Source organism: Streptomyces sp. NPDC006458 (assembly GCF_040612135.1).
In the GTDB taxonomy this organism is placed as follows: domain Bacteria; phylum Actinomycetota; class Actinomycetes; order Streptomycetales; family Streptomycetaceae; genus Streptomyces.
This window is the reverse complement of sequence record NZ_JBEXPR010000013.1, coordinates 85,088-106,607: the sequence shown is the minus strand read 5'-3', so window position 1 is coordinate 106,607 and position 21,520 is coordinate 85,088. Positions and strand designations below refer to the sequence as shown.

Below are 21,520 nucleotides of genomic sequence, written 5' to 3'. Positions count from 1 at the left end.
AATATTGATTGAATCAATACGCAATCAACATGTCACAGATGTGGATACGGTGACCGTCATGCGCGATCAGCAAGCCGGTGCCGGCCCCTCGGAGCGACGCCTGAGCACCAAGGAGGCCGCCGAGGTGCTCGGCGTGAAGCCCGAGACCGTGTACGCCTACGTCAGCCGCGGCCAGCTCAGCAGCCGACGCTCGCCCAGCGGCCGGGGCAGCACGTTCGCCGCCGAGGAGGTCGAGTCGCTCGCCCGGCGCAACAGGCGGGAGAGCACTGCGAATCAGACCGCCGGCGGCGAACTGTCCGTACGCACCCGCATCACGCTCATCGAGGAGGACCGGTACTACTTCCGGGGCGTCGACGCGGCCGAGCTCGCAGCACGCCACTCCTACGAGGAGATCGCGGAGTGGCTGTGGACCGGCCGGATGCGCGCCGGAGTCACCTTCACCGCTCCCGAGGCCTCCGTGGCCGTGGCCCGCCGGGCCGTCGACGCGCTGCCCGAACACGCCGGGCCCACCGACCGTCTGCGCGTCGCCGCCATCGCCGCGGCCACCGCGGACCCGCTGCGTTTCGACCTTTCCGAGGAGGCCGTGCTCGGCACCGCCCGCACACTGATCCCGACGATCGTCGACGCCCTGCCTCCCGTACTGGGCGCCCGTGGGGACGACGGTCCGCTCGCCCACCGTTTGTGGACCCGGCTGTCCGGCAGACAGCCCGACGAGACGTCGCTGCGCATCCTGGACACGGCCCTCGGCCTCCTCGCCGACCACGACCTGGCCGCCTCGACGCTCGCGGTGCGGGTGGCCGCCTCGGCGCGGGCGCACGCCTACGCGGCGGTCTCGGCGGGGCTGGGCGTGATCGAGGGTCCGCTGCACGGGGCGGCCAGCGGGCTCGCCCACCGCATGCTGCTGGAGGTGCTCGACCAGGGCGACGCGGCGCCCGTGGTCGCCGACGAACTGCGGGCGGGACGCCGCGTCCCCGGACTCGGTCACCGGCTCTACTCCGGCGAGGACCCGCGCGCGCGGGTGCTGTTCGGCCTCCTGGAGGAGCTCCCGAGTGCCGCTCCCGCCCTCGCCGCCGCCCGCCACGTCGTGGAGACGACCGCCCGCCACGCCCCGCTGCACGCCAACGTGGACCTCGCCCTCGCCGTGCTCACGGCGTCCTCCGGGATGCCGTCGACGGCGGGCGAGACGATCTTCGCCGTGGCGCGCACCGCCGGCTGGATCGCGCATGCCATGGAGGAGTACGGCGAGAGCCCGCTGCGGATGCGGCCGAGCGGTCTTTACGTCGGTCCCAAGCCGCCGCAGCCGCTGCCCGGGCAGCCGGAGCAGCCCGGGCGAGGCGACCCCGCGAGACTTCCGGAAACTCGAACCTGATCCGGCACGGAGCACTTCCGGAGCCGCGGGCCGGTGGAACGCCTCAGCCACGTCCGGAACAGCGGACGCGAATCATCACTGCCCCTCCCGTAACGGACGACTCAGCCGCCGCCTCGGACGGAACACGACCGCGGCAGGAAGTCACGCCGAGGCAACTCAGGTTAGGCTCACCTCTGTGAGTACGTGTGCAAGCGTCTCGCGGGACCTCGACGAGCCCGTTTCCGGGACCGCGGCCCCCGCGAAGACCTGGCTGCTGCTGGAACAGCCCGGCCCGTGGGGTGCCCGAGCGCTCACTTCCAGCCACCTCGACCCCGCCCTCGGGCGCGCCCTGGAGGCCGCCGCGAAGGGCACGGGCGTGCGCATCGCGCTCATCCGCCGCTCCGGCCGTCACGCCGACAGCCACTCCCCCTCGGTGCGCCGGGTGTACGTCTCGCACACGGTGCCGGGCAACGTGTGGCTGCGCGAGGCCACCACCGTCGACCCCGGCCGGCTCCTGGACCTGGACTTCACCGCGCTGGGCAGGGGCGACCACAGCTCCTTCGACACGGTCCTGGACGGCCGGCGGCACAAGGACGGCCCGCTCGCGCTCGTGTGCACCAACGGCAAGCGGGACCGCTGCTGCGCCCTCCTCGGCCGCCCGCTCGCCGCCGAGCTCACGACCTCGGGAGTCGGCGGAGTCTGGGAGGTCACCCATCTGGGTGGTCATCGCTTCTCCCCCACCGTGCTCGTCCTGCCCTACGGCTACGCGTACGGCCGCGCCGAGGCGCACACCCTCAGGGAGGTCCTGCACGGCGTCCGTGAGGGCCGGGTGGTCCTGGACGGGTGCCGCGGCGCCTCCGCCTGGGAGCGTCCCGGTCAGGCGGCCGAGCTGGCCGTGCGCGAGACGGTCGGCGAGTACGTCGCCGAGGCGCTCACCGTCGTACGGACGGACGGCGCGGCTCCCCGCTGGGAGGTCACCGTCGGGCACGTCGACGGGCGGCACTGGCGTGTGACAGTGGCCCAGGGAGCGTCCCAGCCGCCGCGCCCGGAGAGCTGCGGCACGTCGATCCTCGGAGCGCCCGCGCGGATGGACGTGGTGGCCGTACGGGAACTGGTCGCGACGGCGATGGCGAGTTGACGACCCGCTCCACACTGGAGCGGCGTCCTGGCCATCCCATCCATGTTGATCAACCTTCGCCGGTCGATCAACATGATCGGCCGACTCGTGCATCTGGTTGACCCATCTGCACCATATTGATCCGCTCCTCGGCCGATCAAGAGATCAAGCCCACACCATTGCGGCAGTCCGGGTGCGTCCACGTACCGTCGTCGGTATGCCCTCCACTCCCCCCGCTCGCCGCGTGCGGCTCGGCCTGCCGCGCCGGGTGTTCTCGCAGGTGCTGCTCATACAGGTGGCGATCGCCGCGGGAGTCGCGGTGCTCGCGACCGGTCTCTTCCTCGCTCCGCTCGGTGAGCAACTGGACGACCAGGCGATGCGCCGCGCGCTGGCCATCGCGCAGACGACCGCCGCCCAGCCGCAGCTGGCCGAGGACCTCGTCCGCACGCCCGCGGCGCCCGACGGGCCCGTGCAGCGGGAGGCGGAGCGCATCCGGGAGGCCACCGGGGCCGAGTACATCGTGGTGATGGACCGGCGCGGCGTGCGCTGGTCGCACACCGAACCCGGGGCGATCGGCGGCACGGTCTCGACCGACCCCAGCCAGGCGCTGGCGGGCAACGAGGTGATGGAGATCGACTAGGGCACTCTGGGCCGCTCCGCCCGCGGCAAGGTGCCGTTGCGGGACGGCGAGGGCGAGATCGTCGGCGCGGTGTCGGTCGGTATCGCCTACGACAGCGTGCGGGCCCGGCTCATCCACGCGATGCCCGGGCTGTTCGCGTACGCCGGAGGTGCCCTGGCGGTCGGGGCACTGGCCGCGTGGCTCATCGCCCGCCGGGTGCAGCGGCAGACACGGGACCTCGCCTTCTCGGACATCTCCGCCCTGCTGGCCGAGCGCGAGGCGATGCTGCACGACATCCGCGAGGGCGTCGTCGCCCTGGACCGCTAGGGCCGGGTCCGCCTGCTGAACGACGAGGCACAGCCCTGCTGGGCATCGGCGAGGAGGCGGTGGGCCGTTCGCCGGACGAGGCGCTCGGCGAGGGACGTACGGCCGACGTGCTGGCGGGCCGGGTCGCCGGGACCGATCTGCTGATGGTCCGCGGCCCGCGTGTGCTGGTCGCCAATCGGATGCCGACCGACGACGGCGGCGCCGTCGCCACCCTGCGCGACCGCACCGAGCTGGAGCAGCTCGGCCGGGAGCTGGACTCCACCCGGGGTCTGATCGACGCGCTGCGCGCCCAGGACCACGAGCACGCCAACCGCATGCACACCCTGCTGGGGCTGCTGGAGCTGGAGATGTACGCCGACAGCTGGAGATGTACGACGACGCCGCGGAGTTCGTCGGCGAGGTCGTCGGCGACCACCGGGCCACCTCCGAGCAGATCACCGAGAAGATCCGCGATCCGCTGCTGGCGGCCGTACTGGTCGGGAAGGCGACCGTCGCGGCCGAGCGCGGGGTGGCCCTGTGGGTGTCCGACAGCACCCGGCTCCCGGACCGGCTGGTCGACCCCCGGGGCCTGGTCACCGTCGTCGGCAACCTGGTGGACAACGCCCTCGACGCCGCCGGCGGAAGGCCGCACGCGCGCGTGGAGGTCGAACTGCACACGGAGGGACGCGCCATCGTGCTCCAGGTACGGGACACCGGGCCCGGCATCCCGCCCGAGCAACGCGAACTGATCTTCACCGAGGGGTGGTCGACCAAGGAGCGTCCCGCCCATCGTGAACGCGGTATCGGACTGTCCCTGGTCCGCAGGCTCGCCGAGCGCCAGGGCGGCAGCGCGTCGGTGGCCGAAGCACCGGGCGGGGGCGCGCAGTTAACCGTCGTCCTGCCCGAGGCGCTGGACGCGTCCGCCCTGGAACCGGCCCTGACTGCGGCGCCCGCCGAGCCGACGGTCCGCGAGGAGGAGTCCCGATGATCGAGGTCCTGGTCGTGGACGACGACGTCAGGGTGGCGCGGGTGAACGCCGCCTACGTCGAGAAGGTGCCCGGCTTCCGTGTCGCGGGCGAGGCGCACAGCGCAGCCGAGGCTCTGCGCCTGCTCGCGGAGCTGCCTCACCTCGATCTCGTCCTCATGGACCACTACCTGCCTGACGAGACGGGGCTCGACGTCGTCCGGGAGATGCGCCGCCGTGGCCGCCGTACGGACGTGATCATGGTCACGGCGGCCCGGGACGTCTCGACGGTGCAGGAGGCCATGCGGCAGGGGGCGTTGCAGTACCTGGTGAAGCCGTTCGCGTTCGCCGGGCTGCGCAGCAAGCTGGAGGCGTACGCGCAGCTGCGACGCACCCTGGACGGCGACGAGGCCGAGGAGGCCGAGGTCGACCGGATCTTCGGCGCCCTGTCCGCCGCGACCGAGCCGGATCTGCCCAAGGGCCACTCCCCCACCACCGCCGAACTGGTGCGTCAGGCCCTCATGCACGCCGACGGCCCGCTGTCGGCGCAGGAGATCGCCGAGCGCACGGGGGTGAGCCGCCAGACCGCCCAGCGCTATCTGAAGCTCCTGGAGCGAACCGGCCGCGCCACACTGACCCTCAAGTACGGCGACGCCGGCCGCCCCGAGCACCGCTACGAGTGGGCGACCCGCACCTGACGCGACCGCCCTGACGCCCCGGACCGGGCGGCCGCACCGCGCGGAGCCGCCCCGGCCGCCCCGAGTCGCACCGGGCCGGCCCCACCGCCCCGAGCCGCCGCTACACCGCACCCGCCCCCGTGAGCGACCGCACCTCCGTCTCGGCGTGCTTCGCCTCGTCCGCCTCCTCGGCGGAGGTCACCGTGCCGATCCAGCCCGCGAGGAAGCCCAGCGGGATGGAGAACAGACCCGGGTTCTGCAGCGGGAAGAACTGGAAGTCGACATCCGGGAAGAGCGCGTCCGGGCTGCCGGACACCACGGGTGACAGCAGTACCAGCACCACGGCCGGGATCAGCCCGCCGTAGACCGCCCACACCGCTCCGCGCGTGGTGAAGCCGCGCCAGAAGAGCGAGTACAGCAGGACGGGCAGGTTCGCGGACGCGGCGACCGCGAACGCCAGGCCGACGAGGAACGCGACGTTCAGGTCCCGGGCCAGGAGACCCAGCCCGATCGCGATCACGCCGACGCCGACCGCGGCGACCCTGGCCACGGCCACCTCGCTGCGCGGCTGGGCGTGCCTGCGCCGCAGGGACGCGTACAGGTCGTGGGCGACGGAGGCCGACGAGGCGAGGGTGATCCCGGCGACCACCGCCAGGATGGTGGCGAAGGCGATGGCGGCGACGATCGCGAAGAGAACCGTGCCGCCCGTGGAGTCCGCGCCGCCGCCCAGGTCGAGGGCGAGCAGGGGTACGGCCGTGTTCCCCGCCGCGTTGGAGCCGCGTACGGCGTCCGGTCCCACGATGGCGGCCGCGCCGAAGCCGAGCACGATCGTCATCAGGTAGAAGCCGCCGATGAGCCCGATCGACCAGACCACCGACCGGCGGGCGGCCCGCGCGGTGGGCACGGTGTAGAACCGGGACAGGATATGCGGCAGCCCGGCCGTGCCCAGCACGAGAGCCAGGCCGAGGCTGATGAAGTCGAAGCGGGCGGTCCAGTCCCCGCCGTACTTCAGTCCGGGCGCGAGGAACTTGTCGCCGTGCCCGCTGCGTTCGGCCGCGCTGCGCAGCAGCTGGTCGAAGTCCCCGTGGAACCTCAGCAGTACGAGCACGGTCAGGGCGATCGCTCCGCCCATGAGCAGGACCGCCTTGACGATCTGGATCCAGGTGGTGGCTCGCATCCCTCCCATCGAGACATAGACGACCATGAGCGCGCCGACCACGACGACAGTCCAGGACTGCGCCGCCTTGCCCGTGCCGCCCAGCAGCAGCGCGACCAGGCTGCCCGCACCCACCATCTGCGCCACCAGATAGAGAACGGACACCACGACCGAGGAAGTTCCCGCCGCGATCCGCACGGGGCGCTCGCGCATGCGGGCGGCCACCACATCGGCGAGCGTGAAGCGCCCGCAGTTGCGCACCAGTTCGGCGACCAGGAACAGGACCACGAGCCAGGCGACCAGGAAGCCGACCGAGTACAGCAGCCCGTCGTAGCCGAACAGCGCGATCAGGCCGGAGATACCGAGGAAGGAGGCGGCCGACATGTAGTCACCCGCGATGGCAAAACCATTCTCCATCGGCGAGAACAGCCGACCGCCGGCGTAGAACTCCTCCGCGGATCCATGCCGGTTGCGGCTCACCCAGGTGGTGATCGCCAAAGTGACGGCGACGAACCCGCTGAACAGCAGCAGGGCCAGAGTCTGGTGATCGTCCGTCACCGCGCACCGCCTCGTGCGCCGCGCGTCAGTTCCTGGGTGTCCCAGCGCAGTTCGAGGGCCGCGCGGTCCCGGCACAGCCGGGCGTGGCGGGCGTAGGCCCAGGTGAGGGCGAAGGTCGTGAGGAACTGTCCGAGTCCGGCGAGCATCGCCACGTTCACGGCCCCCGCGACCGGACGCGCCATCAGGTCGGGCGCGGTCGTGGCCGCGACGACGTAGCCCAGGTACCAGGCGAGGAAGGCGGTGACGGCCGGCACCACGAACCGGCGGTAGCGGCTGCGCACTTCCTGGAAGGCAGCGCTGCGCTGGACCTCCAGGTAGACGTCGGCGGCGGCGAGGGCGCCACCGCCGCCCTCCGCGCGTGCGGAGGGCACGGCGCCGACGGGCCAGGCCGACTCTCCCCAGCCGGCGGCGAGCGCGTCGTACCAGGGATCGTCGTAGCCCACGGGCTCCGGCGCGTCGGCGGACGGACCTGTCGCGGTTTCACGGCTGTCCGCCGGTCTTCCCGGACCGCCCCCGAGCGCGCGGGGGCGACCATTGCTTGAGTGCATGCCCAAGGATGGACAGAACGGGAAGATCCCCGACTCTTCTTCCTCGGGCTGTTCACCCCTTCAGGTGAAGTCCCCCGAGGCAGGGTGCGGTCATGCGTCGATACGGGACCGGTCCAGCGTCGCCGCGGAGCTGGAGATGAATTCCTTGCGGGGCGCCACGTCGTTGCCCATGAGGAGGTCGAAGACCTGCTCGGCCGCGTCCAGGTCGGACAGGTTGATCCGGCGCAGGGTGCGGTGACGCGGGTCCATGGTGGTCTCGGCCAGCTGGTCCGCGTCCATCTCGCCCAGACCCTTGTAGCGCTGGATCGAGTCCTTGTAGCGGATGCCCTTGCTCTGCAGCTCCATGAGGGTGTCGCGCAGTTCGCGGTCCGAGTACGTGTAGACGTACTTGTCCTGACCCCTCTTGGGCTGGACAAGCTCGATCCGGTGCAGCGGCGGCACCGCGGCGAAGACCCGGCCGGCCTCGACCATGGGCCGCATGTAGCGCTGGAAGAGCGTCAGGAGCAGGCAGCGGATGTGGGAGCCGTCCACATCGGCGTCGGTCATCATGATGATCTTGCCGTAGCGGGCCGCGTCGATGTCGAAGGTACGGCCCGAGCCGGCCCCTATGACCTGGATGATCGCGCCGCACTCGACGTTCTTCAGCATGTCCGTGACAGACGACTTCTGCACGTTGAGGATCTTGCCTCGGATCGGCAGCAGTGCCTGGAACTCGGAGTTCCGGGCGAGCTTGGCGGTGCCGAGCGCGGAGTCTCCCTCGACGATGAACAGCTCGCTGCGGTCGACGTCGTCACTGCGGCAGTCGGCCAGCTTCGCGGGCAGCGACGAGGACTCCAGGGCCGTCTTGCGGCGCTGGGCGTCCTTGTGCTGACGGGCCGCGATACGCGTACGGGCCGCGGCGACGACCTTCTCCAGGACCACGCGGGACTGCTGCGCGGCATCCCGCTTGGTGGCGGTCAGGAACGCCTTGAGCTCCTTCGTCACCACACCGTTCACGATGCGGCGGGCCGCCGAGGTGCCGAGCACCTCCTTGGTCTGCCCCTCGAACTGCGGCTCGGCGAGACGGACCGTGACGACCGCGGTCAGGCCCTCCAGGGCGTCGTCCTTGACGACGTCGTCCTCGGCCACGCGCAGCAGCTTCTTGGTGCGCAGGACCTCGTTGAGCGTGCCGGTCACAGCCGACTCGAAGCCGGCCACGTGCGTGCCGCCCTTGGGGGTGGCGATGATGTTGACGAACGACTTGACGTTCGTGTCGTACCCCGTGCCCCATCGCATGGCGACGTCGACGACCAGCTCACGAGTGACCTGGGTGGGGGTCATCTGGCCGTGCTCGTCGAGGACCGGCACGGTCTCCTTGAAGCTGCCCTGTCCGGTGAAGCGGAGGATGTCGCACAGGGCCCTGTCGCTGGCCAGGTACTCGCAGAACTCGCTGATACCGCCGTCGTAGCGGAAGGACTCCTCGCCCTTGCTGCCGCCCTCGCCGAGGCCGAACTCGTCGCGGACGACGATGGTCAGGCCGGGCACCAGGAAGGCGGTCTGCCGGGCGCGCTGGTGGAGGGTCTCCAGGGCGAGCTTGGCGTCCTTGAGGAAGATCTGGCGGTCGGCCCAGTAGCGCACGCGCGTGCCGGTGCGCGTCCTCGGCAGCTTCTTGGTCTTGCGCAGGCCCCCCTTGGCCTCGAACCTGGCGTCCGGGCCGACCGCCGCGAAGGCGCCGGGGACACCGCGCCGGAAGCTGATGGCGTGGGTGTGACCATCGCGGTCGACCTCGACGTCCAGCCGGGCGGACAGGGCGTTGACGACCGAGGCGCCGACGCCGTGCAGACCGCCGGAGGCGGCGTAGGAACCACCGCCGAACTTGCCGCCCGCATGAAGTTTGGTCATGACGACCTCGACTCCGGACAGACCGGTCTTGGGCTCGACGTCGACCGGGATGCCTCGGCCGTTGTCGCGCACCTCCACCGAGCCGTCGTCGTGAAGGATCACCTCGATGTGGTCGCAGTAGCCACCGAGGGCCTCGTCCACGGAGTTGTCGATGATCTCCCACAGACAGTGCATGAGACCGCGACTGTCGGTGGATCCGATGTACATACCCGGACGTTTGCGCACGGCCTCGAGGCCCTCGAGGACGAGGAGGTGCCGCGCGGTGTAGTTGGAACCGTCCCGGTCTGCTCCTGCCAGCAGCGCTGTGGACGGCACGGACGTTTCGGCGGTCACGCGGTTCGCTCCTCGCTGAATTTCAGTTGGGGCCCTTCTGGGTAAGGGCGCGGCTTCGGTCGCCGCTCAGAGGGTACCGAGGCCTGGTAGAGCCGTTGTAACGCCACCCTCGTCCGGAACACAGACTAGTCCAGCGTCGCATGGGTGTTCGATCCCTCGATGGAGTGAAGCAGATATCACGTTCCCTTCGGCGCATGAACCATTTAGGCTCCGGGCACGTCCTCATGAACAACCGGCAACCCAGCCGGGAGGATCGAGACCGACACAGCGCGAACCCGTACGACACATAGACACGCGATACGGCACATTCGCCGCCAACCGGCAGCAGACAGCCACTCGGAAGATTTTTTTCGAGAGAAAGCCCCGAGCGGGAACGAATTCGGGCTGGTTGGATGTTGACCCTGGTACGACAGCTCGTCGAGCTAGAGAAGAGGCGACGTGACTACTGTTCTGACCCCCGCGAGCCCGCTGACGGCCGCTGATCGCTGCGACCGCTGCGGCGCCCAGGCTTACCTGCGCGTCGTCCTGCTGAGCGGCGGAGAACTGCTCTTCTGCGCCCACCACGGTCGCAAGTTCGAGCCGGAACTCAAGAAGATCGCCGCTGAGATACAGGACGAGACGGAACGGCTGACCGCCGCTCCCGAATCCGCCTCAGAAGAAGAGCGCTGACCTTCCGCGTCTACGACGAGCCAGCACCGGCGACGACCGGTGGACGGGCGGTGGCCCCTGGTCCTCAGGGGCCACCGCCCGCGCTCGTGGACGGATCGGTGGGCGGGCAGTCGGCTCACAGGCCGTCCGACAGGGCCCACAGGCCCTACGGCAGGGCTCCTGAGCCGCTCGACGCGGCTCGGGCCCGGACTCTCGCACATTTACCGCGGCACGCCCCCTCAGGCGCTCCTGCGGCCTTCTGTGGCGCTCACGCCAGCGGTCCAGCCCAGCACCCGCAGGGCGTCGGACACCCGCGTGTAGACCCCCGGATCGCCGGCCAGGCCACAGCCGCTGCCCCATGACACCAGCCCGATCAACCGCCCCTCGGCGACCAGCGGACCACCGCTGTCCCCCTGGCAGGCGTCCGGGCCCCCCGACTCCTCACCGGCGCACAGCATGCTGTCCGCGTGATAGGTCCCCTCTGCGCTGCCCGGATAGGCCTCGGCGCACATCTCGTCGGGCAGCACGTGTACGCGCGCCCCACGCAGGCCGTAGGCGTAGTCCCCGGCCCCCGTGACATCGCCCCACCCGTAGACCGTGGCCGGCGTGCCCGGTTGGTACGCGGGGTCGTCCGCGGCGGCCATCGGGACGACCGCTTCCGGCGCCACGGGCTCGGCGAGAGAGACCACCGCGAAGTCCCCGGCATTGCTGACACTGTCGTAGTCCGGGTTCACCCAGACCTCGCTCACCTGGATCTCACGCCCGTCCCTCGACCGCAGATCGGTGCGGCCCGTGATCACCTTGAGGTCGCGCGCCCGGCCCGGCGGGCCGCCGAGGACCTCCTCGCCCAGACAGTGGGCGGCGGTGAGCACGGTGGACCGCCCGACCGCCACTCCGCCGCAGAACTGTCCCGCGCGCGTACCCCCGAACCGGTCACGGCTGGACAGCGCGACCGTCCAGGGACTTTCGGAGATGTCGACGGGGAATCCGCCCACCACACTGTCGGCGACTGCCGGGGCGGTGGACATCAGCGGTATGGCGGTGGCTGCGGCCGCCAGGACCAGCGGCCTGGCCAGGGCCCGGACAAAGGGACGACTCATGCGCGCTCCTCACTCTGAGTTGGTGATCAGACACTCAGAGTGTTCCAGGGGTAGGTGCGTCGCACCCGCGCATACGACGAGGGCCCGGCTCCCTTTCGGGAGACGCTGTTGGTTAATTCGGGCCCTGCGTGACGTCGGCCTTCAAGACCCGGTTGTGGTCGTGAAGGCCGACGTTGTCGTATGGGGTGGGTGCGGATGTCGATGCAGCCGAAGGGGTCTGGGGAGATCCCGGCGGAGACGGTGCGGGTCGCTCGGGCCGCGTTCCCGAAGGGGAGCCTGGCGATCCGGGTTCGGGACGAGCTGGGGCCGCTGTTCACCGATGATCAGTTCGCTGACTTGTTTCCGGCGCGGGGGAAGCCGGCCTGGTCACCGGGCCGACTGGCGCTGGTTCTGGTGTTGCAGTTCGTCGAGGGGCTGACCGACCGGCAGGCCGCGGAGGCGGTCCGCGCGAGGATCGACTTCAAGTACGCCCTCGCTCTGGAACTGGCCGATCCCGGCTTCGACTTCTCGGTCCTGTCGGAGTTTCGGGACCGGCTGGTCGAGGCGGACGCCGGACGGCGGGTGCTGGACGGCATCCTGGCCGCGGCCCGGGAGAAGGGCCTGCTCAAGACGGCCGGCCGGGCCCGCACCGACTCCACGCACGTGCTGTCCGCGGCCCGTCAGCTGTGCTGGCTGGAGATGGTCGCGGAAACGCTGCGCTCGGCTTTGAACGCGCTGGCCGAGCAGGCCCCTGACTGGCTGGCCGGTATTGCGGAGCCGGACTGGTTCAGGCACTACGCGACGAAGGCCGAGGACTCCCGGTTCCCTCAGGCCCGCACCAGACGGGATGAGGTGGGCCTGCGGATCGGCAGGGACGGCATGCGGCTGCTTGCGGCGGTCTTCGCCCCCGACGCCCCACCGGCCCTGCGCACGCTGGACGAAGTGGAGACCCTGCGGCGGGCGTGGGTGCAGTACTTCCACCTGATCGACGGCGAGGTGAGGCGGCGGGACCCAAAAGACCGGCCGCCGGGCGCGATGCGCCTGGTCACCCCCTATGACATCGAGGCACGCGGCAGCGTCAAACGCGACACCTTCCGGGACGGCTACAAGGTCCACCTGACCGAAACCTGCGAGCCCGACGCCCCGAACCTGATCACGAACGTGGCCACCACCCTCGCCACCGTTCCCGACGACCGGATGGCCGCTGTCGTCCACGCCGGTCTGGCCGCACGTGACTGCCTGCCCGGCGAGCACTGGGTCGATGCCGGATATCCCACAGCCGCCCAGGTCGTGGCCGCCCGCACCGAGCACGACGTCGATCTCCAGGGCCCGGTGGTCGGCAACACCACCGCCCAGAACGGCGGCCCCTTCGGGCAGGACGCCTTCACCATCGACTGGGAGCACGAGCGGGTGACCTGCCCGAACGGCGTGATCAGCACCCAGTGGCATCACCGGCACTCGCAGCAGGGTCTGCCGGTGATCCGGGTCCGCTTCAGCCCGGCCGACTGCCGCACCTGCCCCAGCCTGCGCGACTGCGTCAGCTCGCCGAAGGCCGAACGCCGTGAGATCACCCTGCGCCACCGCGCCGAGCACGAAGCCGTCCAGGCCGCCCGTACCAGGCAGCAGACCGATGCCTGGAAGGACCGCTACAAGATCCGGGCCGGCGTCGAAGGCACCATTTCCCAAGCCGTCGGACGCTGCGGCCTGCGCAGATCCCGCTACCGGGGACTGGCCAAGACCAGCCTCCAGCACCAGCTCACCGGCGCGGCCCTCAACCTCGCCCGCATCGACGCCCACCTCACCGGCACACCACGGGCCCGCACCCGCACCAGCCACTTCGCAGCACTTCGCCCCGCCGAGCTCACGCTCGACGGGGCGAAGTAGCAGGGACCGAATTAACCAACAGCGTCCCCTTTCGGGAAGCCGGGCCCTCATGGCCGTACGGAGACTCAGTCGAGGTAGTCGCGCAGCACCTGCGAACGGGACGGGTGGCGCAGCTTCGACATCGTCTTGGACTCGATCTGGCGGATGCGCTCACGCGTGACGCCGTAGACCTTGCCGATCTCGTCGAGGGTCTTCGGCTGACCGTCGGTGAGACCGAAGCGCATGGACACGACGCCCGCCTCGCGCTCGGACAGGGTGTCGAGGACCGAGTGCAGCTGCTCCTGGAGGAGCGTGAAGCTGACCGCGTCGGCCGGGACGACGGCCTCGGAGTCCTCGATGAGGTCACCGAACTCGCTGTCGCCGTCCTCACCGAGCGGGGTGTGCAGCGAGATGGGCTCGCGGCCGTACTTCTGGACCTCGATGACCTTCTCCGGGGTCATGTCGAGTTCCTTGGCCAGCTCCTCCGGGGTGGGCTCGCGGCCCAGGTCCTGGAGCATCTGGCGCTGCACACGCGCGAGCTTGTTGATGACCTCGACCATGTGCACCGGGATACGGATGGTGCGGGCCTGGTCGGCCATCGCGCGGGTGATCGCCTGGCGGATCCACCAGGTGGCGTACGTGGAGAACTTGTAGCCCTTGGTGTAGTCGAACTTCTCGACCGCGCGGATCAGACCGAGGTTGCCCTCCTGGATGAGGTCCAGGAAGAGCATGCCGCGGCCGGTGTAGCGCTTGGCCAGGGAGACCACCAGACGGAGGTTGGCCTCCAGAAGGTGGTTCTTGGCGCGGCGGCCGTCCTCGGCGATGATCTCCAGCTCGCGCTTGAGCTTGGGGGCCAGCTTGTCGGCGTTGGACAGCTTGTCCTCGGCGAAGAGGCCCGCCTCGATGCGCTTGGCGAGTTCGACCTCCTGCTCGGCGTTGAGCAGGGGGACCTTGCCGATCTGCTTGAGGTAGTCCTTGACCGGGTCGGCGGTGGCACCCGCGGCCGCGACCTGCTGCGCGGGTGCGTCGTCCTCGTCCTCGTCGGACAGCACGAAACCGGCGCTCTCGGTGCCCTCCGGCTCGTCGCCGGGCTTGGCGTCCTCGAGGACCTCTTCCTCGACCAGCTCGGCGTCGTCCTTCTTGCCCGCGGTCTTCTTGGCCACGGCCTTCTTGGCGACGGTCTTCTTCGCGGCCGCCTTCTTGGCGGTCGTCTTCTTCGCAGCCGCCTTCTTGGCGGGGGCGGCTTCCTCGGCGGGGTCGACGTCGGAGTCGGCGGCGGTCGCGGCCGGTGCGGCGGCCGTGGTGGCGGTGGCCTTGCGCGTGGTCACCGTCTTCGCCGCGACCGTCTTGGTGGCGGTGCGCTTGGCCGGGCTCTTCGCTGCGACGCTCTTACGGGTGCGCTTGGGCTCTGCGGCACTGACCATCAGCGTCACACCCTCTTCCTCGAGGATCTGGTTGAGGCTGCGCAGTACGTTCTTCCACTGAGTGGCCGGAATCTGGTCAGCTTCGAAGGCCCGACGCACGTCATCGCCGGCGATCTGCCCCTCAGCCTTTCCCCGCTCAATGAGCGCCATGACAGAGACGGACTCGGCGATCTCAGGCGGGAGCGTACGGGATGTGCTGGCCGACACGAACAACCTCTCGGAACGTTGGAAAACGGCTTCCGGCCCCGTCCACGACGGACAGGAGCCGACCACCGGCTTGGGGATGGGCCGACGGTGCGGGCGGGGGCCGGGAAGATGCACAGCGCCTTCTATGGCGTCCGTATTCCCTCCGCGGCTGTCACCTATTAGGTCATCGCGCTGTTTCCGCGAGTGTTACGCCCAATCCGCGTGGCCCGAGTCACACCCCGTAAGCGATCAAAAGCGGTCAAGCACGGATAAAGGAATCCAGGCGGGTGCGCGATGCGGGCTCGTCCGGGCGAGCGGGCCGCGCGTCGGCGCCGTCGGACCCCGCAGGAAGGGAGTCCTGCGGGGTCCGTCGGGGAGCGGTCCGCCGGCCGGCGATGCCACAGGAGGGGAAGGCACCCCCGGTCGGGACCGCCCGTGGCGCGCGATCAGTGCTCGCGCGGGGCGGGCACGACTCGCTCCACCTCAGGGTGGACAGTGAGCAGCTGGCGCATGGCCACCTCGGCCGCCGCGCCGTCCCCCGCGGCGAGGGCGTCGACGATCCGGCCGTGGTGCGCCAGCGAGGTCTCGTTGGGGCGGTCACAGCCCGTGACCGGGCCGCCGGAGACCTGGAGGGCGGCCGTCACGATGCCGGACAGGTGCTCCAGCATGCGGTTGCCGCCGACCTGGATGAGCAGCGAGTGGAACTCGGCGTCCGCGCGCGAGAAGGTCAGGGCGTCGCCCTGCGCCATGGCGTGCCCCATGATCTCGACCATGTCGGCCAGCCGCTGCTGGACCTCCTCCCGACCGTGTCCCGCCGCGAGGCGCGCGGTGAGCGGCTCGATCGTCCAGCGCAGCTCGGCGAGCTCGCGCCGCTGGTCGTCGCGCTGCGGTCCGAAGGCGCGCCATTCGATGATGTCCGGGTCGAGCAGGTTCCAGTCGCTGACGGGACGCACGCGCGTGCCCACGTTCGGGCGGGCGCTGACCAGGCCCTTGGCCTCCAGGACGCGGAGCGACTCGCGGACGACGGTGCGGGACACCTCGAAGCGCTGGCCGATCTCCTCGGGCACCAGCGGACGGTCGGCTCCCAGGTCACCGGAGACGATCATCTGGCCCAGCTGCTGGACGAGTTGGCCGTGGAGTCCGCGTCCGCGGCTGCCCGCGGCGCGCCGGCCCACTCGGCCCAGCTCGGGGTCCGCGCCCTCCCAGGCAGGGGGCCCGACGCGGTCGGCGGCGCGGGCCTCCGCGTAGGGGTAGCGGTCGAGTTCGCCCGGACCGGAGAGACCGGCGTCGGCGGTGCGGGCGGGGGTCATCATCGTGTGCGCAAGGGTACTCACGCATCCTTTGTCGGCGCTGTCTCCAACTCCCTTGAGGGCTTTGGTGAAAAGCACACGAAAGGGTGATCGCTCACCGCGTCGCAATTGACGCCTTATCGGAAAGAAATGGGCTTTCTCGGGGGAGTTGTGCGCAGCCCGGGTCCGGAACCGCCCGGACACCGGTCATCGGACCCTGCCGCGCAGGGCCGTGAGCAGATAAGCGCAGAACAGCGCGCTGAGTGACAACGCCAGCGCGCCGCCGACGGGTTGGGCGAGCACCCGCACCGCACCGGTCAGATAGCGCTCTCCGCCGAAGGGCCACTGCGACAGCAGCACCTCGCGCAGCCGCATCGGAAATCCCGCCGCGTTTCGCACGGACGGTCCCTCCCAGGCCTTCTGTACGAGGGGTACGACCACCACCGGCACCGCGACGACGGCCGCGAGCCCCGCCGTCGTGGACCGGAAGGTCCCCGCCGCCAGTACGCCCGCCCAGGCGCAGCCCACCACGAGGCCGATCCAACTCGCGCCGAGGGAAAGCGAGTCCGCGGGAACTCGGGAGAGCTCCCGACCGTATACGAGATACAGCACCTCGGCGTCGCATCCCACGGTGAGGACGGCCAGGGCCAGGGCGGTGGCCGCGGCGACGAGGAGCTTGGCGACGAGCAGGCCCAGCCGACGGGGCACCGTGCCCCGGTCTGCGGCCAGGGCGGGGTGGCGGAACTCGTCCCCGAAGGCGAGCGCCCCGAGCAGTCCCGCGCCGAGCGCCGCGGGCGGCAGGGGCAGTTCCCGGGGCCAGGCGGCCAGCAGTCTCGCCTGCGGGGTGTGTCCGATCCGTGCCAGGACCACAGCGGTGAGCGCGGACACGACCAGCACGGCGGCCCCGGTGAGAAAGCCCGTACCGATTCCGGCCGCCCTGCGCACCTCGTAGCGGAGCGGGCGCAGCGGGCTGGGGGCGGAGCGGACCGAGATGGGAGGCGGCAGCGAGGGCAGCGCGTTCGGTGTGCGTTTGGCGGCTTCGGGGAGGGAACGCGCGTCCTCGGTGCCGCTACCTGGAGTCGGGGAGGTGGCGCGTGCGGCAGAAGCGACTGGTGTGTCTTCAGAAGTCGGGGTGGTCGGTGAGTTCTGTGTGACAGAAGGGGTGTAGTGGCCGGGCGGCGACTCGGCTCGGGCGGGAGCCGACAGCTCGGGAGTGGCCGCGGTCTCCTGGGCGTCCGGCGCGGCAGTGTCCGTCGGTTGATTCGCCGGAGCGCCGGTCGTGGGCTCGGCTGCGGGGGTGGTGCCCGAGGCGTGCGATCCAATAGGTGAAGGAGCGCCGAGCGGCCCGGTGGCCGCAGCCGACTCGGCGTCCACAAAGCGCTGGGCGGCGCTCGCGCCCATGTCTCCCGTCTCATCCGCGAGTTGGTGGACGAGGACGCCGTGCCGGAACGCCGTCTCTCCGATGTCGGCACAGGTGCTGCCGTACACATAAAGGCGGTTGCCGTCCTCGCGCACGACCTCCACGGAGCGCCGCTTGGTGCGGGCCTCCTTGGCCAGCAGGGTCGCGAGGCGTGCGGCGTGGGGAGTCCGGACGGCGACGCGCGGGCGCAGTCGTGTGCGGGCGAAGTCCTCTGCGTCCTGGTCGGCGACGACCCTGCCCTTTTCGAGCGTGACGATCCGGTCGGCCGTGCGGGCCGCCTCCTTGGGGTCGCCGACCGTGAAGAGCACAGTGCCGCCCTGGGTGGCGTGCGCCCGCAGAACCCCGTACAGCCAACGGTTCTCCCGCGAGGAGAGCCCGTCGGCCGGGTCGTCGAGCACCAGCGTGTGCGGGTCGGACAGCAGCGCGCAGCCGAGGCCCAGTCGGCGGTCCATGGCACGAGAGAGGGTGCCGAGCCGTTCGTCCCGCAGGCTGACGAGGCCCACGACTTCGAGGACCTCGTCAGCTCTCCGCACCGGTACGCCCGCGGCGGCGCACAGCATGCGCAGATGTCCCCGGACGCTGCGGGCCGGATGGCCGGGCACATCGCCGAGCAGCACGCCGACCTCGCGCGAGGGGTGGGCGATGCGATGCAGGGGTCTGCCTCTGAAGTAGGTGATCCCGCGGCCCTGTTGGAGTTCGAGCATCAGCCTGAGCACGGTCGTCCTGCCCGAGCCGGGCGCTCCGAGCAGCGCGGTGAGATGTCCCGCGCGGGCGTCGAACGAGACGTCGTCGACGGCGGGCGGAAGGTCCTTGCGGGAGTTGCTGGTCAATCCGAGGGCCTGGATCACCCGCAGCAAGATAGCGCGCTATGTACCTTTTTTCGGGCACCGAACGGCCTCCTGGAGGAGGCGAGACGCCCGAGCACGACTCTTGGGCCCGTCCCCCTGTTCGCCTCTCGGCCTTGCGCCCGCCCGCGCTCCGCCTACGCCCGTCTCACACCTCGGGGCGCAGCATCGGCGGGTTGAGCAGTGTGGCACCGCCGGCCCGGAAGAGCTGTGCGGGACGGCCGCCCTGGCGCGTGGTCGTGCCGCCCGTGGGCACCAGGAAGCCCGGCGTGCCCGTCACCTTCCGGTGGAAGTTGCGCGGGTCGAGTGCGACGCCCCACACCGCCTCATACACACGGCGCAGCTCACCGACGGTGAACTCCGGCGTGCAGAACGCCGTCGCCAGCGACGAGTACTCGATCTTGGACCGTGCTCGCTCGACCCCGTCGGCCAGGATCTGCGCGTGGTCGAAGGCGAGCGGCGCCAGCGGCTCCCCGTCCCTCCCGTAGCCACCCTGTTCCAGCAGTTCCTCGACCGGGGCCCAGCGGGCGTTGCTGGCGTCCCCTCCGGCGCGCGGCGCGGGCAGGTCCGGGGCGAGCGCGAGATGCGCGACGCTGACGACGCGCATCCGCGGATCACGCTTGGGGTCGCCGTACGTGGCGAGCTGTTCCAGGTGGGCGCCGTTGTCCTGCACCGGCACGGACGGGTCGTGGGCGTGCAGCCCCGTCTCCTCCATCAGCTCGCGGGCCGCGGCCTGCGACAGGTCCTCGTCGGCCCGTACGAAGCCTCCGGGAAGCGCCCAGCGTCCCTGGAACGGCGACTCTCCCCTGCGCACCGCCAGCGCGCACAGGGCATGGCGGCGCACGGTCAGCACGACCAGATCCACGGTGACGGCGAAGGGCGGAAAGGCTGACGGGTCGTAGGGCATGCCGTGATCATAGTCGTCTTCCTGACGATAAACACTCCCTTGCTCGGCCGCACCGGGGGCTGATCGTCTCGTTGGCCGGTATGCGGGTGCCGGGGTGGCCCGGGCGGTGTGTGGGCCAGGCCGCGTGTGATCGTTCCGGCGTCCGTACGCGGCGTCGGGGCTTGTTGTCCGAGGTCACACACCCTGTCGGGCCTTCCCGGAGGCCTGGCCCGAGGCCTGTCCGGCCGGGGATTTGGGCCGACCGGCGGGGCGGCTGTCACACCTCCAGTTGCAGGCCGTCCGCCGCCTCCTCGACCATCGCGAGGCCGAGTCTGCTCACCTGTACGGAGAAGGGGGCGGCCGCGACCCGTAGGCCGGTCAGGCCGATCTCGCCGAGGGGTGCGCTCCGGAGAGGGCGCAGCGTGATCGTCCTGGCCGGGACGTCCGGGCGGATGCCGGCGAGTGTGGTCAGCAGCAGTACCCCCGCCGCCGCGGCCGTGGCGGCGGGACGACAGGACGCCGGGTGGGGAAGCGGGGCGCTCGCATCGGTGCGCTGCTCCCCCGCGTACATCTCCGGCAGCCGGTGACCGAAGGCCTCGGCGGCGGCCAGCAGCCCCCGCAGCAGCGCGGCCGCCTCCTTCTCGTAACCCGCGACGGCGAGTCCGGCCACGGCCACCGCCGTCTCGTGGACACGCACCGCTCCCGTGCGATGGCCGAAGGGGTTGTACCCAGACTCTTTCATACCGAGGCTCCGCAGGCCCCAGCCCGAGTCCCACAGCGGGCTGCCCATCAGCCGTGCCAGCTGTTCGGTCTGCACTTTGCCGAGCAGTCCGTCTGCGTGCCGGCCGCCGCCGAGGAGACCGGTGTCGAGGAGGTGCGCGGCGCCGACGCCCAGATGCGGGAGCAGCCGCCCGCCGGGGGTGTGGGCAGCGGCCGGGCGGCCTCCGCTTCGGTCGTCGAGCCAGAACTCGTCCCGGAACGCCGTCCGTAGCGTCCGCGCCCATTCCCGCAGTCCGGCCCCGCCCGGTCTGCCGCAGGCGTCGAGCAGGTCGGCTCCGAGGCATGCCGCCCGGTGAGCGTGGGCCTGTGTCTCGGCACGTGCGGGGCCCCAGGGCTGCGGATCGGGCAGATAGATGCCGTCGCCGACCGCTCTGAGCAACCAGCCCAGGCATCTCTCGGCCGCGGGCAGCAGTTCTTCCGTCTCCTGTTCCGGCATGCCCCACAGGCGGGCCTCGGCCAGGAGGGCGGGGAACAGCAGCGTCGCCTCGGTGCCGGTACAGGCCGGTGGCAGAAGCCCGCCCGCATCCCGGCGCGGCCCAGGGATCAGGCCCGACTGCGGCCCGGAGTCCTTGAGTTGCGTCTTCGCGAGGCTGCGCAGGGTTCCGGTCGCCAGTCGGGTGCCGAGGGGGAGTGCCATCCGGGCGGCCGCCAGCGCCTCGGCCGGGGCGAGGCCGCAGCGCCAGGGAGCGCCGGCCGCCAGATGGGTGTCGGTGGGCTGTGCGGGGTCCCGGATCAGGAGAGCCTGAAGATCTTCGATGCTGGTTCTCAGCAGCGCCGTGACTCTGGCGTCGTCGCCACTCACCTCGGCGACGGAGAGCGGGCTGGCCGCCGTACGCCCTACCGGTCGGGCGGCACCGGAGCCCGCCGCGTCCGGGCGGACGCGCAGCTCCACAGTGGTACTGCCGCCCGGCGGGATCTCCAGCTCCCAGCGCAGCAGCCCCGCAGAGGCCAGGGCGTCGGCGGGCGGCGGGTCGGCGGTGACCGAGGAACCACCGCAGGGGCCGGACCACCGAAGGCCGCAGGCGTGGACGCTGGCGGGCAGTTCGGGTCCGGCGCCGCCTGCGGCGATGGCCCCGAGCGGGGCGAGATCCGCGCCGAGTGCGACCTCGACGGGCAGCCGCAGGGGGCGGAGGGCCGAGCTGCGCAGAGTGATCTGCTCTCTGCCGTCGGCGTGACGGACACGCTCGACCACGACGTCCGGGTCCGGACCCGCGTGCGGCGACGTGCGCACCGTGCCCACGAACCGGGCACGGTCGGCCCCGGTCATCCGCGCCTGCATCGCGAGCGGTTCACGCCCGGCGACCCGGACCTGGCACCGGGACAGTACGCGTCGGCCCGCGTGGTAGACCCCCTCCAGTCCCTGGCCGGTGAGCTGCCCCTGATCGGTGGAGATGGCGAGGCATGGGAGAGCGACACAGATCATGACCGCGTGGGCGGGCGGCAGTTCGGCCGGGTTGCGGGGTGGAGGAAACGTGTAGGTGGGCTGCTGCGGTTTTCGGATCGCCGCCCCGGGCGGGCGGTCCGGGTCGGCGCGGAGTCCGGGTGATCGTCGGCTCGTGCCGCCCAACAGCGGCGGCGGCACCGCGGATCCCG

Annotated in this window: 14 protein-coding genes and 1 pseudogene; 6 read left to right on the top strand and 9 right to left on the bottom strand. The window is 71.2% G+C overall.

The annotated features are described in order from the left end of the window. Positions 1-58: 58 nt before the first annotated feature. The 4 genes and pseudogenes from ABZZ79_RS19340 (at position 59) to ABZZ79_RS19325 (ending at position 5,052) form a co-directional block, all read left to right on the top strand. A complete protein-coding gene (locus tag ABZZ79_RS19340; protein ID WP_356690236.1) occupies positions 59-1,369 on the top strand; it encodes a citrate synthase in 1,311 nt (436 codons plus the stop codon). 175 nt (positions 1,370-1,544) lie between these two features. Beyond that, positions 1,545-2,486 carry a sucrase ferredoxin gene (locus ABZZ79_RS19335; RefSeq protein WP_356690234.1) on the top strand — a complete coding sequence of 314 codons (942 nt, stop codon included), beginning with the start codon at positions 1,545-1,547 and terminating at the stop codon, positions 2,484-2,486. 196 nt (positions 2,487-2,682) lie between these two features. After that, positions 2,683-4,378: pseudogene (locus tag ABZZ79_RS19330) on the top strand (sensor histidine kinase). After that, positions 4,375-5,052 carry a response regulator gene (locus ABZZ79_RS19325; protein ID WP_356690232.1) on the top strand — a complete coding sequence of 226 codons (678 nt, stop codon included), beginning with the start codon at positions 4,375-4,377 and terminating at the stop codon, positions 5,050-5,052. The pseudogene ABZZ79_RS19330 and the gene ABZZ79_RS19325 overlap by 4 nt, the downstream one beginning before the upstream one ends. 100 nt (positions 5,053-5,152) lie before the next feature. Here ABZZ79_RS19325 and ABZZ79_RS19320 read toward each other — a convergent pair whose 3' ends face one another. The 3 genes from ABZZ79_RS19320 to ABZZ79_RS19310 all read right to left on the bottom strand — a co-directional run bounded on the left by ABZZ79_RS19320 (position 5,153) and on the right by ABZZ79_RS19310 (position 9,507). Beyond that, positions 5,153-6,745, bottom strand: coding sequence for a cation acetate symporter (locus ABZZ79_RS19320; RefSeq protein WP_356690230.1), 1,593 nt, complete (start codon positions 6,743-6,745; stop codon positions 5,153-5,155). Continuing rightward, positions 6,742-7,293: a DUF485 domain-containing protein gene (locus ABZZ79_RS19315; RefSeq protein WP_356690228.1), complete on the bottom strand. Its 552-nt coding sequence runs from the start codon at positions 7,291-7,293 to the stop codon at positions 6,742-6,744. The genes ABZZ79_RS19320 and ABZZ79_RS19315 overlap by 4 nt, the downstream gene beginning before the upstream one ends. 90 nt (positions 7,294-7,383) lie before the next feature. Continuing rightward, complete coding sequence (locus tag ABZZ79_RS19310) at positions 7,384-9,507, bottom strand: DNA topoisomerase IV subunit B (RefSeq protein WP_356690226.1); 2,124 nt, start codon at positions 9,505-9,507, stop codon at positions 7,384-7,386. Positions 9,508-9,945: 438 nt separating this feature from the next. On the opposite strand from ABZZ79_RS19310, the gene ABZZ79_RS19305 reads away from it, so the two are divergent. Next, the gene (locus ABZZ79_RS19305) at positions 9,946-10,176 is read left to right on the top strand and encodes a hypothetical protein (RefSeq protein ID WP_280891045.1); all 231 of its coding nucleotides are present in this window, start codon (positions 9,946-9,948) and stop codon (positions 10,174-10,176) included. A gap of 218 nt (positions 10,177-10,394) precedes the next feature. Here ABZZ79_RS19305 and ABZZ79_RS19300 read toward each other — a convergent pair whose 3' ends face one another. Continuing rightward, entirely contained in the window at positions 10,395-11,255 is an 861-nt protein-coding gene (locus ABZZ79_RS19300; RefSeq protein ID WP_356690223.1) for a serine protease, read from the bottom strand. A 195-nt stretch (positions 11,256-11,450) separates the two neighbouring features. On the opposite strand from ABZZ79_RS19300, the gene ABZZ79_RS19295 reads away from it, so the two are divergent. Then, the gene (locus ABZZ79_RS19295; RefSeq protein WP_356690221.1) at positions 11,451-13,118 is read left to right on the top strand and encodes an IS1182 family transposase; all 1,668 of its coding nucleotides are present in this window, start codon (positions 11,451-11,453) and stop codon (positions 13,116-13,118) included. A 65-nt stretch (positions 13,119-13,183) separates the two neighbouring features. On the opposite strand, the gene ABZZ79_RS19290 is transcribed toward ABZZ79_RS19295, so the two are convergent. From ABZZ79_RS19290 to ABZZ79_RS19270, 5 genes are all read right to left on the bottom strand, one after another. Further along, positions 13,184-14,728 carry an RNA polymerase sigma factor gene (locus ABZZ79_RS19290; RefSeq protein WP_356690219.1) on the bottom strand — a complete coding sequence of 515 codons (1,545 nt, stop codon included), beginning with the start codon at positions 14,726-14,728 and terminating at the stop codon, positions 13,184-13,186. A 425-nt stretch (positions 14,729-15,153) separates the two neighbouring features. After that, positions 15,154-16,041 (bottom strand): FCD domain-containing protein, encoded by an 888-nt coding sequence (locus tag ABZZ79_RS19285; RefSeq protein ID WP_356690217.1) that lies wholly within the window; start codon positions 16,039-16,041, stop codon positions 15,154-15,156. Between the two features lie 162 nt (positions 16,042-16,203). Then, positions 16,204-18,264, bottom strand: coding sequence for an ATP-binding cassette domain-containing protein (locus tag ABZZ79_RS19280; RefSeq protein WP_356690215.1), 2,061 nt, complete (start codon positions 18,262-18,264; stop codon positions 16,204-16,206). Between the two features lie 145 nt (positions 18,265-18,409). Next, positions 18,410-19,168: an NUDIX hydrolase gene (locus tag ABZZ79_RS19275; protein WP_356690213.1), complete on the bottom strand. Its 759-nt coding sequence runs from the start codon at positions 19,166-19,168 to the stop codon at positions 18,410-18,412. Positions 19,169-19,424: 256 nt separating this feature from the next. Then, the gene (locus tag ABZZ79_RS19270; RefSeq protein WP_356690443.1) at positions 19,425-21,350 is read right to left on the bottom strand and encodes a glycogen debranching N-terminal domain-containing protein; all 1,926 of its coding nucleotides are present in this window, start codon (positions 21,348-21,350) and stop codon (positions 19,425-19,427) included. Positions 21,351-21,520 lie beyond the last annotated feature (170 nt).

Excerpts from the sequence above, each read along its gene's own strand:
- ABZZ79_RS19340 (WP_356690236.1), top strand. The coding sequence starts at position 59 with ATGCGCGATCAGCAAGCCGGTGCCGGCCCCTCGGAGCGACGCCTGAGC.
- ABZZ79_RS19325 (WP_356690232.1), top strand. The coding sequence starts at position 4,375 with ATGATCGAGGTCCTGGTCGTGGACGACGACGTCAGGGTGGCGCGGGTG.
- ABZZ79_RS19315 (WP_356690228.1), bottom strand. The coding sequence starts at position 7,293 with ATGCACTCAAGCAATGGTCGCCCCCGCGCGCTCGGGGGCGGTCCGGGA.
- ABZZ79_RS19300 (WP_356690223.1), bottom strand. The coding sequence starts at position 11,255 with ATGAGTCGTCCCTTTGTCCGGGCCCTGGCCAGGCCGCTGGTCCTGGCG.
- ABZZ79_RS19295 (WP_356690221.1), top strand. The coding sequence starts at position 11,451 with ATGTCGATGCAGCCGAAGGGGTCTGGGGAGATCCCGGCGGAGACGGTG.
- ABZZ79_RS19275 (WP_356690213.1), bottom strand. The coding sequence starts at position 19,168 with ATGCCCTACGACCCGTCAGCCTTTCCGCCCTTCGCCGTCACCGTGGAT.
- ABZZ79_RS19270 (WP_356690443.1), bottom strand. The coding sequence starts at position 21,350 with ATGATCTGTGTCGCTCTCCCATGCCTCGCCATCTCCACCGATCAGGGG.